12 protein-coding genes are annotated in these 14,280 nt (G+C 38.9%); all 12 read left to right on the forward strand.

Annotated elements, in window-relative coordinates; translation table 11 throughout:
* The first annotated feature begins 221 nt into the window (after positions 1-221).
* The 12 genes from proB to ACFX40_RS17420 all read left to right on the forward strand — a co-directional run bounded on the left by proB (position 222) and on the right by ACFX40_RS17420 (position 14,273).
* A complete protein-coding gene (proB, locus tag ACFX40_RS17365; protein WP_014457700.1) occupies positions 222-1,055 on the forward strand; it encodes a glutamate 5-kinase in 834 nt (277 codons plus the stop codon).
* Positions 1,052-2,296, forward strand: a complete 1,245-nt coding sequence (locus ACFX40_RS17370) for a glutamate-5-semialdehyde dehydrogenase (RefSeq protein WP_098433223.1) — start codon at positions 1,052-1,054, stop codon at positions 2,294-2,296. The genes proB and ACFX40_RS17370 overlap by 4 nt, the downstream gene beginning before the upstream one ends.
* 127 nt (positions 2,297-2,423) lie before the next feature.
* On the forward strand, positions 2,424-2,561 hold the full coding sequence (locus ACFX40_RS17375; RefSeq protein WP_180976349.1) for a hypothetical protein: 138 nt from the start codon (positions 2,424-2,426) through the stop codon (positions 2,559-2,561).
* Between the two features lie 257 nt (positions 2,562-2,818).
* On the forward strand, positions 2,819-3,604 hold the full coding sequence (locus tag ACFX40_RS17380; RefSeq protein WP_377255748.1) for an alpha/beta hydrolase: 786 nt from the start codon (positions 2,819-2,821) through the stop codon (positions 3,602-3,604).
* 87 nt (positions 3,605-3,691) lie between these two features.
* A complete protein-coding gene (locus ACFX40_RS17385) occupies positions 3,692-4,702 on the forward strand; it encodes a LacI family DNA-binding transcriptional regulator (RefSeq protein WP_377255751.1) in 1,011 nt (336 codons plus the stop codon).
* Between the two features lie 144 nt (positions 4,703-4,846).
* The gene (locus ACFX40_RS17390; protein ID WP_013085528.1) at positions 4,847-5,608 is read left to right on the forward strand and encodes a threonine/serine exporter family protein; all 762 of its coding nucleotides are present in this window, start codon (positions 4,847-4,849) and stop codon (positions 5,606-5,608) included.
* A gap of 14 nt (positions 5,609-5,622) precedes the next feature.
* Positions 5,623-6,078, forward strand: a complete 456-nt coding sequence (locus tag ACFX40_RS17395; protein ID WP_013059882.1) for a threonine/serine exporter family protein — start codon at positions 5,623-5,625, stop codon at positions 6,076-6,078.
* 302 nt (positions 6,079-6,380) lie between these two features.
* On the forward strand, positions 6,381-7,787 hold the full coding sequence (locus ACFX40_RS17400; RefSeq protein WP_098249392.1) for a cytochrome ubiquinol oxidase subunit I: 1,407 nt from the start codon (positions 6,381-6,383) through the stop codon (positions 7,785-7,787).
* The gene (gene cydB / locus ACFX40_RS17405; RefSeq protein ID WP_377255754.1) at positions 7,774-8,790 is read left to right on the forward strand and encodes a cytochrome d ubiquinol oxidase subunit II; all 1,017 of its coding nucleotides are present in this window, start codon (positions 7,774-7,776) and stop codon (positions 8,788-8,790) included. Before ACFX40_RS17400 ends, cydB begins: the two co-directional genes overlap by 14 nt.
* Positions 8,790-10,502 (forward strand): thiol reductant ABC exporter subunit CydD, encoded by a 1,713-nt coding sequence (gene cydD / locus ACFX40_RS17410; protein ID WP_208757508.1) that lies wholly within the window; start codon positions 8,790-8,792, stop codon positions 10,500-10,502. The genes cydB and cydD overlap by 1 nt, the downstream gene beginning before the upstream one ends.
* Positions 10,499-12,247 carry a thiol reductant ABC exporter subunit CydC gene (gene cydC, locus ACFX40_RS17415; RefSeq protein WP_377255757.1) on the forward strand — a complete coding sequence of 583 codons (1,749 nt, stop codon included), beginning with the start codon at positions 10,499-10,501 and terminating at the stop codon, positions 12,245-12,247. The genes cydD and cydC overlap by 4 nt, the downstream gene beginning before the upstream one ends.
* Positions 12,248-12,473: 226 nt before the next feature.
* Entirely contained in the window at positions 12,474-14,273 is a 1,800-nt protein-coding gene (locus ACFX40_RS17420) for a cation:proton antiporter (RefSeq protein ID WP_060745895.1), read from the forward strand.
* Positions 14,274-14,280: the final 7 nt, after the last annotated feature.

Genomic DNA, 14,280 nt, shown 5'->3' on the forward strand with positions numbered 1-14,280 from the left:
TGTCTGATGTTTGTACTACTACACAATGTTATGTAATTGTGTGTTCCCCTTACAACTTTCATTATAAAAGAAGAAAGCGCTTTTATCACCAGTTTTTCCCTTAATTATTTAAAAAATTAGAAAGTTCAAATTCCCTTTGAAAAACTATAAGACTTTTCGCATAATCTCTGCTATAATTTTTAAAAAAATTAGTACGCATTTAGGTGTTTTTAGTTAGGGAGATGAAAAGAGTGAACCATCGTCAAGAGTTACAAAATAGCAAGCGTATCGTAGTCAAAGTAGGGACATCTACGTTGACCTATGATAACGGAGATATTAACTTAGCACGCATTGAAAAACTAGCGCGTGTGTTATCTGATTTAATGAATGCAGGAAAAGAAGTTGTGCTTGTTACATCAGGTGCTGTTCAAGTAGGAGTAAAAAAACTAAAGTTAAAAGAAAAGCCAACTTCTATTCGAGAAAAACAAGCAGCAGCCTCTGTTGGGCAGTGTGAGCTTATGCATATCTATAGTAAATTCTTTGGTGAGTACAGCCACATCGTTGGTCAAGTACTGTTAACGAAGGATGTAATCGAAGATGAACATGTGCGCAATAACGTTGTAAACACGTTTGAAAAATTAATTGAAGATAAAGTGATTCCTATTGTGAATGAAAACGATACGGTTGCCATCGATGAGATTGAAAACATCGTGCGCTTCGGCGATAACGATAATTTATCTGCCATTGTTTCGGTTTTGATTCACGCAGACTTACTCGTTATTTTATCTGACATTGACGGTTTCTTTGATTCAGACCCCACAAAAAACCCTAACTCTAAGTTAATGAAAGTAATAGATGGCATTACACCGGAACTTGAAAATTTTGCTGGAGATAGTGGAACTGACGTTGGAACAGGCGGAATGGTCACAAAGCTTACCGCTGCTAAAACAGCTACAAGTGCAGGCGTGAGCTTAATCCTAGCAAATGGTAAAGAACCAAGTATTTTGCGAGATATTATTGAAGGCCAAGAAATTGGAACCTTATTCTTAAAACAAGCTGAAGGAGTAATGAAATGAGTGAATTGCAGCTTAAAGGAAAGCAGGCAAAAGAAGCCTCTTATTTCTTAGGAAATGTAACGAGCGAACAAAAACAGCAGGCACTTTATAAAATGGCGGCTGCTCTATTGAGTCAACAAGAGGCGATTTTAAAAGCAAATAAATTAGACGTAGAAAAAGCCGTTCAAAAAGGCACGTCAAAAGCGATGTTAGATCGCCTATCTTTAAATGAAGAGCGGATTCACGGAATGGCAGACGGCCTGCGCCAAGTAGCTGCGCTTGCAGATCCAGTCGGAGAAGTGCTGTCTATGACGAAGCGACCAAATGGCTTACAAATTGGGCAGCAGCGTGTACCTATTGGTGTCATAGGAATTATTTATGAAGCGCGTCCAAACGTTACGTGTGATGCAGCAGGCTTATGCTTAAAAGCAGGAAATGCAGTTATCTTGCGCGGAGGCAGCGAGGCGTTTTATTCGAATCAAGCGATTGTTTCTGTATTATCTCAAGCTGCGGCAAGTGCAGGGTTGCCTGAGCATAGCGTACAGCTTATTGAAGATACGTCGAGAGAAACAGCACTGGAGTTAATGAAATTAAATGAATATATCGATGTATTAATTCCTCGAGGCGGTGCTGGTTTAATTGAAGCAGTGGTAAAAAATGCAACGGTTCCCGTTATTGAGACAGGAACTGGGAATTGCCACATTTATGTCGATGAAGAATATGACGGTGACATGGCGGCCAATATTGTCATTAATGCAAAAACATCTCGTCCAGCGGTGTGTAACTCAGCCGAAAAGCTGATTATCCATAAACGAGCAGCTCATGAATTTTTGCCGATTATTGTTCAAGCGCTACGAGAGAAAGATGTAGAAGTACGCGGTGATGAACGTGCGGTAACAATCGTTCCAGATCTTGTTCCCGCAGGGGATGAGGATTGGAAAAAAGAGTATTTGGATTTTATCATGGCGGTTAAAATCGTAGATGATATCGATGAAGCGATTTCTCATATTAATGTTCATAGTTCACATCACTCTGAAGCGATTGTAACAACAAATTATGCTCATGCTCAGCGTTTTTTACAGCGCGTTAATTCAGCCGCTGTTTATGTGAATGCTTCAACGAGATTTACGGACGGAGAAGAGTTTGGTTTCGGGGCAGAAATCGGAATTAGTACACAAAAGCTTCATGCGCGTGGACCGATGGGATTAAAGGAATTAACAACGCTAAAATATATTATTTACGGAGATGGACAAATTCGATAAAAAGAAAAGGCTGGGACGAAAGTATTTTAGACAAAGTAAAAACGAACCACTGATCAAAATTTTTAATCAGTGGTTCGTTTTTTTTTGGGGTGAACATAGTTTTCCTCTGTTTAAATTCTTCTAGTAGTTGATTGGAGGGCGAGACGAAGACTCCTGGGGGAAAAGCGGAATAGATGAGACCCCGCAGGAGCGCAAGCGACGAGGAGGCTCAGCGGCCGCCCGCGGAAAGCGAAGTCTTGCACGGACATCAACTACGGTGTCATAAGCCGTTTAGCTCATGTATCCCATTTGTTCGTCTTTAGATGGGATTCATTTAGTATATCCTAAACTCCCCCCTTCATTTTCATTGAATCAGGTTCACTATTTCAATTTGAAAAACGTTATACGTAAAACGTTTTCATAAAAGATGTTTTTATGTTAAATTAAAAATTGTAAATAATCAAACTATTTTTTAACTTTTATATGAATTATGTACGTTTTGTTATCAACCAATAGGGAAGAAAAAATAGGGGGAAGAGAAATATGGCGTTTATGCAATGTGATTTTTTTTCAGAAGTATTGCAAATAAGTACTTCAATGAACGTTTTGATACCGCAGCAAACAAAATCTCAAATTGGTTTACAAACCAATACAAGAAGTGAGAAACACCCTACGCTCTATTTATTACACGGTCTTTCTGATGATCATACGATATGGATGAGAAGAACTTCGATTGAACGCTACGCATCAGAATTAGGACTTGCAGTTGTAATGCCAAATGTAGATCGCAGCTTTTATAGAGATATGGCTTATGGAAAGAAGTATTGGACGTTTGTAACAGAAGAACTTCCTCACTTGGCTAGATCATTCTTTCCGTTATCGGAAAAAAGAGAAGATAATTTTGTAGCTGGCCTTTCTATGGGAGGGTACGGGGCTTTAAAATGGGCGTTTCGCAAACCACATCAATTTTCTGCAGCTGCCAGTTTATCAGGAGTGATGGACGTTGAAGGGCTTGGAGGGCGAGGAGAAGTTCAGTTCTTAGATTATCCTTTGATTTTTGGCATGCCCCCTGTTATTAGACCTGAGGATGATCTTTTCTGGCTGCTTGAAAATCGCCGGCGCTATGGAGAAGTGACTCCGCGTATTTATCAATGCTGTGGAACGGAAGATTTTTTATATCAGGAAAATAAACGTTTTTCCGAGCGTTGTAAGCAAGAGCCTATTTGTTTTACATATGAAGAAGGAAAAGGAAGTCACGACTGGGCATATTGGGATCAAAAAATTCAAGATGTGTTAAAGTGGCTGTTTAGTGAAAAGCAGGGAAAGTAGTTTTTCAGTGGTGCCGGCTTCTAGTAGTATAATAAAGAAAAATGTTTACTTGGTCGATAGACTAAAAGGAAATGGGAGTCGGTACGAATGGGGAGAAAAAAAGTCACGATTACAGAAGTAGCAAAAGAAGCGGGTGTTTCATTAGCTACGGTATCAAGAATCTTCAATAATAAAGAAGGTAAAATTAAAATTAGTGAAACAACTAAACAAAAAGTACTAAAAGCAGCAGCTCATTTGGGGTATCAGACGAATCCATTTGCGGCAGCTCTTCGGGCCCAAAAAACAGGGATTATCGGGATATTAATTAGAGATTTAAAAGATCCGTTTCTAATTGAACTATTAAAAAAGGTACAGCAACAAGTCCAAAGTCGAGGGATGGACGTTCTTATTGGACACACGGATTACGAAGAAACAACGGCTGAGCGTCAATTAAATGTTATGATGAACCATTGGTTTGATGGGGTCATTTTATTAGACTATGTAGCTGCTCAGCATCCGTTTGTAGATGTATTAAAACAATATCAAACGCCTTACGTTTCTCTTACAGGAGACGCCTCTTCTGCACTTTGGCCGATTGTACATGTAGATGATGCGGTGGGAATGCAGTTAGCTGTTGCTCACTTAACGGACCTTGGTCATAAGAATATAGGGTTCGTTGGAAAAGCTGTAAGCGGAGTCGAGCACCGTCTGTCTCTTTTTTATCAGTATGTATCGTCAGCAAACGCAATGTTTGTGAAAGAAGATATGAATAACTCAGATGAACTATATCAGTTTATAAATGAGCTAGCTCATCATCCAGAGCCTCCAACTGCGCTTATTTGTGCTACGGATTACATCGCTCTGAAAGTGATACACTGTGCGTGGCAAAACGGGCTTCACGTTCCAGCAGATTTGTCTGTTATAGGGTTTGATGATATTACAGAAGCTAGTGAAGCGCATCCTCCACTAACAACTATCCATCAACCGATGGAAAAAATGGCTGAAAAAGCAGTAAACCTCTTACTTCAGCAAATTCAGGATCAGCAAGAAATAGATCAGATACAGTATAAAATGGCACCTTTATTAGTAGAGCGTGAGACCACAAAACGTATGAATTGATAAGGAATGTATATACTATTCCTGAAAGTGTGAGACAAAAAGTCCACACTTTTTTGCATTAACCATTGCGTCCACTTCCCTCTTTCTTATACACTGTATGCTGTAGGGGAAAAAACCAAGCTTTAATATGTTTGGAGCGATTTGATGACACAACAAAAATTAGATAAATATGAAATTATGGACGTTAGCTTACTAGCAGGTAAAATTATGTTAGAAAGCGGAGCAGAAACGTATCGAGTAGAAGATACAATGATGCGGATTGCAGCGTCTTACGGTATAAAAAAATCCCACAGCTATGTGACGCCAACAGGGATTATGTTTTCACTTGAAACGAAAGAACCGACGAAAACGAAGTTAATTCGTATTTCCGAACGAACGACGGATTTAAAAAAAGTAACCATGGTAAATAGCGTCTCAAGAACAATCAGTCAAGGAAACATTTCCTTGGAGGAAGCGTATGAAATGCTACAAGAAATTGAAGCAACCAACGTAGCTTTTCCACTATGGGTTCAACTTGCAGCTGCATCCATTTCTAGCGGATGCTTTTTAATCATGTTTCAAGGTTTATGGACGGACTTTATTCCAGCTATGTTTTCAGGAGGTCTCGGATTTTTAACCGTGGTGTATTTCCACCGTCTTATTCCGATTCGCTTTTTTGCTGAGTTTACCGCTTCGTTAGTTATTGGACTTTTATCAGCTCTTTTAGTCGCTTCAGGACTAGGCACGCAAATTGATAAAATTATTATTGGGTCCGTTATGCCACTCGTTCCTGGCTTATCCATTACCAATGCAGTGCGAGATTTAATGGCGGGACATTTACTGTCTGGATTATCAAAAGGAGCAGAAGCGTTTCTGACGGCATTCGCTATCGGTGCAGGTATTGCCATTGTATTTACGCTTCTATAGAAGGGAGGCATCATATGCATATCGTAGAGCAGATAATTACAAGTTTTATTGCTTCAGCAGCATTTGGGATCATCTTTAATGTTCCACGTGAATCATTATTAAAAAGTGGCTTTGTCGGAATGATTGGCTGGCTCATTTACTATTTGCTAACGTTCTATGGCGTAGATGAAATTCCAAGCACAGTTGCATCGGCCTTCTTTATTGCTATTATTAGTCAAATTTACGCAAAAATTTATCGAACGCCGATCATTATTTTTACCGTAGCAGGTATTATTCCGCTAGTTCCGGGAGGAACAGCATACGATGCCATGCGTAACTTTGTAGAAAATAACTATAATGAAGCGATTAGTCTTGCAGCAAAAGCCTTTATGATTTCAGGTTCAATTGCCATTGGTATTGTGTTTTCTGAAGTCATCAACCAAATCATTCGTCAGTCTAAATTAAATGCCAAAGCAAAATATCGACCGTAGAGAAGCAAGCTCAAATCAGAGCGTGCTTTTTTTATGAGAAAAATAAAGAGAACCTTCACTTTTTTTGTCACAAGAAAGTCACGTTTTAGTCTAAAAACGTTCAAAAAATGTACGTGCACAGCTAAAAAAATAGACTATACTATGTAAATAGAAAGAGAGATATTACATATGTATGTGAAACACTGAGCATATCTCTCGAATTATTATGCTCAATGTTTCACAATGTAAGTAAAAGATGCTCAGAAATGAGCAAAGTATCTATGGAAATGATGAATGTTCTTATATATGAAAGGAGAAAAAAGATGGATACAGTTATACTATCACGTATTCAATTTGCATCAACGACGCTGTTTCATTTTATCTTTGTACCGCTATCTATCGGTCTTGTCTTTTTAGTAGCGATCATGGAAACGATGTACGTAGTAAAAAAAGATGAACAGTATAAAAAGATGGCAAAGTTTTGGGGGCACTTATTCCTGATTAACTTTGCTGTCGGAGTCGTAACAGGTATTTTACAAGAATTTCAGTTTGGCATGAACTGGTCAGAGTACTCAAGGTTTGTAGGAGATGTATTCGGTGCGCCGCTTGCTATTGAAGCACTGCTCGCGTTTTTTATGGAGTCCACTTTCCTTGGACTGTGGATTTTCGGGTGGGATCGTTTGCCTAAATGGCTGCACTGTCTATGTATTTGGCTTGTTAGTCTAGGTACTATTTTTTCGGCGTTCTTTATTTTAACGGCTAATTCTTTTATGCAGCATCCGGTTGGAATGGAGCTAAATAATGGCCGTTTAGAAATGAATGACTTCTTTAAATTGTTAACAAACGGTCAGCTGTGGGTTGAATTCCCTCATACCATTTTAGGTTCGTTTGCAACAGGCGCCTTTTTTATCACGGGTGTCAGTGCCATTATGCTCTTGAAGAAAAAACATTTGGCTTTTGCCAAAAAATCATTTCAAGTTGCCATTATTGTAGGGTTAGTTTCAGGCGTAGGAATTGCGTTATCTGGTCATGAACAGGCTGGATACTTAGTTAAAACACAGCCGATGAAAATGGCCGCAAGTGAAGGATTATGGGAAAACAGCGGAAGTCCAGGCGCTTGGACGGTGACAGCAAATATTCACCCCGATGAAAAGAAAAATACGGGGGAAATCAAAATACCTTATGTATTAAGCTTCTTATCATACGGGAAATTTTCAGGTTCCGTTCCTGGGATGAACGAGCTGCAGGAGCAGTATACGGCGAAATATGGAGCAGGAAATTATATTCCACCCGTTCGGACAACATTTTGGAGTTTCCGCATTATGGCTGGTCTAGGTGGCGTATTATGTGCATTAGGCATTTGGGGCACGTACTTGCTTTCTCGTAAAAAACTTCAAGAAAGCAAACTATTTTTACGTATTATGACGATTGCCATTGCCTTTCCGTTCCTTGGAAGCTCAGCAGGTTGGATTATGACAGAGATTGGCCGCCAGCCTTGGGTTGTATTTGGCTATATGAAAACGGAAGATGCCGTGTCTCCTGGTGTAACAGCAGGTGAATTGCTGTTTTCTATTATCTCGTTTTCGTTCTTTTATTTAATTTTAGCTGTGATTATGGTGTTCTTGTTTGTTAAAGAAATTAAAAAAGGTCCAGATCATGATCACGAAGCACATACAAAAGTAGTATCAACTGATCCATTTACAAAGGAGGGATACAATGTTTTCTCTTAATGAATTCTGGTATTTACTAGTATCCATTCTTTTTGTTGGTTTTATCTTTTTAGAAGGCTTTGATTTTGGGATTGGAATGGTGTCTCGTTTTTTAGGAAGAAACGACTTAGAGCGACGAGCTTTTATTAATACAATCGGTCCTTTTTGGGATGCAAATGAAGTTTGGCTAATTTCAGCAATCGGTGCTATGTTTGCCGCTTTTCCAAACTGGTATGCAACGCTATTAAGCGGGTCATATGTTCTTTTTGTTCTTCTTTTGCTTTCGCTTATTGGCCGCGGTGTAGCATTTGAATTTCGAGGGAAAGTTGAAAAACAAGCGTGGAAAAATGCATGGGATTGGGTTATCTTCTTTGGAAGTCTTTTTCCACCGCTCATTTTTGGTATCTTATTTTCAGCGCTAATGAAAGGACTGCCTGTTGAGCGCAACATGCAAATGAATGCGGGCTTTTCGGATATTGTTAATCTATATACCATCACAGGCGGCGTTACGTTAACAATGCTTTGCTTATGGCACGGACTTATTTTTGCCACGATCCGTACGATGGACGATATTAGAGATCGTTCACGGAAAGTCGCTATGAAGCTTTTGCCTATAAATGCCTTATTACTTCTTATCTTTTCAGGCATGACGTTTTTTGAAACAGATATATTCAGTAATCATAGCCGCTTGATGCTATATACATTTTTCATCGGTATTTTCGTGTATTTACTAGCAGGATTTTTCCTTACACGTAAAAAAGATGGATGGGCATTTGCTATGTCTGGCTTAATTTTAATTTTATCAATTTCCTCTATATTTGCAGGATTGTTTCCAACCGTTTTGGTTAGTTCAATCAATGAAAGCTATAGTTTAACGATTCATAATGCAGCATCAGGAAATTATTCCTTAAAAATTATGTCTTACGCTGCTATTGCATTACTGCCTTTTGTGTTAGGTTATCAAATTTGGAGCTACTACGTTTTCAGAAAACGTGTAGATCATAAGGAGCATATGGAGTATTAATGGGTAGAAATTTAATGGTTTACAACGGAATAAAAATGGTTCTTGCCATGTTAATAGGGCTTATTACTATTCAAAGTGTAGCCATTATTTTTCAAGCTAAGTGGCTCGCCGAAGTAATTACCGCTCTTTTTCATGGTGAAAGTTTAACTTCGCAGACAAAAGCAATCGGATTGTTTTTGTCTGCCTTTATGATTCGTCAAATCGTAGGTTTTATAGTAAAAAAAACAGCATATCAATTTGGAGTCAAAACGACTCAGGAACTTCGTTTGATAGTCATGCAAAGCATTTTTTCATTAGGACCGCGTTTTACCAAAGATGAAGGAACAGGAAACTTGGTGACGCTCATCACCACAGGCCTACAGAAGCTTCGTGCTTATCTCGAGCTGTTTTTGCCTAAACTGGCCGCCATCAGCGTAACACCTTGGCTGGTGCTTGCTTTCGTTTGGTACCATGATCGGCTTTCGGGCATTATTTTACTTGTGACCATGCCAATTTTAATTTTATTTATGATTTTGCTTGGATTGGCTGCACAAAAAAAAATAGATAGCCAATGGGAGACATATCACGTGTTGTCCAACCACTTTGTAGATTCGCTTCGAGGGTTAGAAACTTTAACATTTCTCGGGAAAAGTAAGGAGCATGCTGAAACGATTGAAAGAGTCAGTGACCGTTATCGAAAAGCGACAATGGGAACGCTCCGAATTGCTTTTTTATCTACGTTTGCTTTAGATTTCTTTACCATGTTATCTGTAGCCATCGTGGCTGTTATGCTTGGTTTGCGGCTCGTAAACGGGTCTATGACATTAGAGCCTGCACTTATGATTTTATTGCTGGCACCTGAATATTTCCTGCCGATACGAGAAGTCGGAAATGATTACCATGCAACATTAGACGGAAAAGAATCCGGAGATGCATTACTTAAGATTGTGAAGCAGGCTGAAAAATCGCCGGCTAAAAAAGAAGGTGTTCCTAGTTGGACTGAAAACAGTGAACTTCAATTAAGGCATATCACTGTAAAATATGACGAAGAGCATCCACCTTCTCTTGAAGATGTGTCGCTGCATGTTAAAGGAATGAAGAAAATTGGAATCATCGGAAAAAGCGGAGCTGGAAAATCGACGCTTATTGATATACTAAGCGGCTTTGTACAATCTACAGAAGGCTCTGCTGAAGTAAACGGCGTGCCAATTGATTTACGCTCAGATGCTTGGCAAAAGCAGATTACGTATATCCCTCAGCACCCATTTATTTTTAATGGAACAGTAAAAGAAAATATTGAATTTTATCAAGACAGAGGCGGCTCATATGATTATGAAGATGCTTTAACGAAAGCAGGACTTTTATCAACGGTTCAACAGATGCCTAAGAAGGAAAATGAAATGATAGGGGATGGGGGACGACAGCTTAGCGGCGGCCAAGCTCAAAGGATTGCTCTAGCAAGGGCATTTCTAAGCGACCGTCCTATTATTATGCTTGATGAACCAACGGCACAAGTCGATATTGAAACGGAATATGAATTAAAGCAAGATATTTTAACGATGTTCCAAGAGAAGTTATTTATTTTAGCTACGCACCGTCTGCACTGGATGAAAGACATGGATCTCATTGTTGTAATAGAGGACGGAAAGGTTGCAGAAATCGGTAATCATCAAGAACTGATTCAAAAAAAAGGAGCTTACTATCAATTTTTACATGAAGAGGAGGAGATATGATGAAATATAAAAGTTGGATATGGCCCTACTTTAAAACATATAAATATCGTATCTTTTCTATCTTATTACTAAGCTTGTTAACGATTGGTTCTGCCTGCGCGCTAATGTTCACGTCAGGTTATTTGATTTCAGCTTCTTCCTTACGCCCAGAAACGATTTTATTGGTGTATGTTCCAATTGTACTTGTGCGTACATTTGGTTTAAGCCGAGCCGCTTTCCGTTATGCGGAGCGTCTTGTCAGTCACGATTTTATTCTTCGTATTTTAGCTAAAATGCGTACACGTCTTTATCATTTGATTGAACCGTTAATTGCTACATCTCGCTATCAAACAGGAGATGTTTTAGGCGTTCTCGCGGAAGATATTGAAAGTTTACAAGACTTGTTCTTGCGTACCATTCTTCCAACAATTTCAGCTGTTATTTTATACGTTATTTCGATTGTAGCTTTAGGATTCTTTAGCCTAAAGTTTGCATGTTTGATTGCCATCTATTTATTTTTATTAGTAGTAGTGATGCCGCTTTTTTCCCTTTGGCATATGAAGGCAGCCAATCAGCGATATAAATCAAGCAAAGCACAGTTATATGCCAAGGTCACAGACGGCTTTTTAGGAGTGGCTGATTGGGTGTTAAGCGGTCAGCAGCAATCATTTTTTCATTCGTATAACAAAACAGAAAATGAGTTAGACGGCATGGATCGCAAGCTTAAACTATGGACGTATTACCGAGAATTGTTTGGACAACTTATTGTAGCAGGTTTAATTGTCACAATAATTTGGTTTGGGGCTTCTCTTTTTGCAGATAAAGAGCTTGCAGGTGTGTTTATTGCTGCTTTTATTTTAGTAGTATTTCCTTTATCTGAAGCGCTGCTGCCAGTATCTAATGCGGTAGAAAAGATTCCTCAGTTTGAAGAATCATTAAATAGAGTACAGACAATGGAAAAGAACTGGGAAGCTGTGAACGAAAAGAAAAAACATACTCTTTCTCTACCTTATAAAGGTTCATGGAATTCGGTTAGATTAAAAGTTGAGCATGTAAGCTTTCGCTATAGTAATGAGGAGGAGTCAGTCATTCATGATCTTTCATTTCAAGTCGAGCAAGGGAAAAAAATTGCGATTCTTGGCAAGAGTGGAGCTGGAAAATCGACTCTATTAAAGTTGCTGCAAGGCTCCTTAGTACCTACAGAAGGTACAGTTCAGCTAAACGGTCAGTCTGTTGCTGAAGTTCGTGAAGATGTACCAAAACTCATCTCTGTATTAAATCAAAATCCTTATTTATTTAATACAAGCGTAGCCAACAATTTATTACTAGCTAATGAAGAGGCCACAAAAGAAGAAGTAATTGAGGTCATGAAGCAAGTGAATATGCACTCCCTTGTGGAAGGTTTGCACCAAGGATATCAAACGCCGATGCTTGAAACAGGTCAGCGCTTCTCAGGAGGTGAACGTCAGCGGATTGCGTTAGCACGTGTTCTGCTTCAGCATACGCCAATTGTTATGCTAGATGAGCCAACTGCAGGGTTGGATGCTATGACTGAAAAGCGCTTGTTATCCACTATCTTTGAAACTCTTCAAGACAAAACCTTAATATGGGTTACGCATAATTTAGTTGGGATGGAAAAAATGGATGAAATCTTATTTTTGCAAGATGGTAAGATAGCTATTCGAGGAACGCATGACGAATTGCTTGCGACGAACAGTCACTATCAAAAGCTATATGAATTGGATCATCCGGCAAAAAGCCTTTAGCAGAAGCTAAAGGCTTTTTATTATTTGATCATAAAGTGAAATTCGACAAACACGAGTAAAATATGTGTCGAATGAAAGAAAATAGCTTGGATTCAAAGAAAAGAGTATGCGTTTAGCATTTTTGAAAAAGTGGTAAAACAAGGTAGTGTTTGTTTCTTCCTGTATAACATCGGTTTATTTTAGGGAAAATATATACACATTATGCGAACGAGAGAAGGAAGATACAATGGAACCTATGCTTATACATATCACGCTCGTAGTGGGACTAGGAGTTCTATCTCAGTGGCTGGCTTGGAGATTTAAGTTACCAGCAATTGTCGTGATGTCAATTATCGGACTGCTAACAGGCCCTATTTTAGGTTTAATTGATCCTAAAGCACAGTTTGCCCAGCTTTTTGATCCTTTTGTGTCGATTGCTGTAGCTGTTATTTTATTTGAAGGCAGCTTGAATTTAGACATGAGAGAGGTAAGGGGAATCGAAAAGCCCGTGTTTCGCATTGTGACGCTCGGAGCCATGCTAGCTTGGATTTTAGGCTCTTTAGCTGCTCATTATATAGCAGATTTATCATGGGCAGTGGCAATTGTTATCGGAGGGCTTTTTATTGTAACGGGTCCAACCGTGATTTTACCTCTTTTACGACAAGCTAAATTAAAACCAAAACCAGCAGCGATTTTAAAATGGGAAGGTATTATTGTTGATCCATTTGGTGCACTGCTGGCCGTTTTTTCGTTTGAAATTGTTCAATTTTTAGTGCTGAGAGAAGTGAGTGGAAAAACAATTCTCTTTTTCTTTGCAGCTTCTATTATTGCTGTTTTAATAGGATGGCTTCTTGGCCGCGGAATAGGATGGATGTTTCAAAAGGGGCATATTCCAGAGTATTTAAAATCCCCGGTCGTATTTATTGTCGTTATTGCCTGTTTTACGATAGCTGATGAAATTAAGCATGAAACAGGTCTTCTAGCAGTAACAGCGATGGGGATTACCCTTGCTAATATGCATATTTCATCTATTAGTGATATGCGACATTTTAAAGAGAACATTTCAGTTCTATTGACTTCTACTATTTTTATCATGTTAACGGCTGGACTGACGATGAAGACCATTACTGAAATTTTTCATTGGAATATCATTTTGTTTGTTTTACTTATGCTTTTTATTGTCAGACCTGTCTCCATCTTTTTATCAACGGTAGGGACAGATTTATCTATAAAAGAAAAAATACTGATTGGCTGGATTGCCCCGCGTGGAATTGTAGCGTTAACGGTCTCAAGCTACTTTGCGAAAGTACTAATTGATGAAGGATTTAAAGATGCTTCCATTCTAACAACGCTGACATTTGCTTTAGTGTTTGCTACGGTTTGTGCACACGGTTTTTCCCTTTCATGGCTAGCTAAGAAGCTTGATTTATCAATTGGAGAAGAACCTGGTATTTTGCTTGTAGGAAGCAATGATTTTACGGTTGCCTTTGCTTCTAAGTTAGAGCAGCTGGGCTATCCAGTGTTAGTTGCTGATTCTTCGTGGGAGCGGTTAAGAGTTGCGCGCAGAGCGGAAGTAGATGTGTATCACGGAGAAGTTCTAGCTGAGCAAACGGAATATCATCTAGATTTAACTCCTTATGAATACGTGATTGCTGCAACTGAGTTAGATGCATATAATGCACTTGTTTGTACTGCTTTTCTTCAAGATATGGGACGGAACAATGTTTTTCAATTGAGTATTCGTGATCAAGAAGATTCAAGAGAAGATGTCGATGAAATTATGCACACTGTAAGAGGACGCATGCTCTTTAAGAAAGGAATTACGTGGGAGTTTCTGCATCATAAAATGGAGCACGGATATACGATTTACAATACAAAAATTACGGATGAATATACGTATGAAACATATCTTGAGGAGAAAAGCGATGATTCTCTTTTACTAGCAGTAAGCAAGCAAGGAAAGGCATTGAGTTTTTTTGCTCATGATCAAGAAATAAACGTTAATGCGGGTGATACGGTGTTAAGCCTTCAGCCATTAAAAAGATAAAAAAACA

This window comes from Priestia sp. YIM B13552, assembly GCF_042787775.1.
Lineage (GTDB): Bacteria > Bacillota > Bacilli > Bacillales > Bacillaceae_H > Priestia > Priestia megaterium_E.

Bases quoted from the DNA above. Each gene is read 5' to 3' on its own strand.
- proB (WP_014457700.1), top strand. From the start codon at position 222: ATGAAAAGAGTGAACCATCGTCAAGAGTTACAAAATAGCAAGCGTATC.
- ACFX40_RS17370 (WP_098433223.1), top strand. From the start codon at position 1,052: ATGAGTGAATTGCAGCTTAAAGGAAAGCAGGCAAAAGAAGCCTCTTAT.
- ACFX40_RS17380 (WP_377255748.1), top strand. From the start codon at position 2,819: ATGGCGTTTATGCAATGTGATTTTTTTTCAGAAGTATTGCAAATAAGT.
- ACFX40_RS17385 (WP_377255751.1), top strand. From the start codon at position 3,692: ATGGGGAGAAAAAAAGTCACGATTACAGAAGTAGCAAAAGAAGCGGGT.
- ACFX40_RS17390 (WP_013085528.1), top strand. From the start codon at position 4,847: ATGACACAACAAAAATTAGATAAATATGAAATTATGGACGTTAGCTTA.
- ACFX40_RS17395 (WP_013059882.1), top strand. From the start codon at position 5,623: ATGCATATCGTAGAGCAGATAATTACAAGTTTTATTGCTTCAGCAGCA.
- ACFX40_RS17400 (WP_098249392.1), top strand. From the start codon at position 6,381: ATGGATACAGTTATACTATCACGTATTCAATTTGCATCAACGACGCTG.
- cydB (WP_377255754.1), top strand. From the start codon at position 7,774: ATGTTTTCTCTTAATGAATTCTGGTATTTACTAGTATCCATTCTTTTT.
- cydD (WP_208757508.1), top strand. From the start codon at position 8,790: ATGGGTAGAAATTTAATGGTTTACAACGGAATAAAAATGGTTCTTGCC.
- cydC (WP_377255757.1), top strand. From the start codon at position 10,499: ATGATGAAATATAAAAGTTGGATATGGCCCTACTTTAAAACATATAAA.
- ACFX40_RS17420 (WP_060745895.1), top strand. From the start codon at position 12,474: ATGGAACCTATGCTTATACATATCACGCTCGTAGTGGGACTAGGAGTT.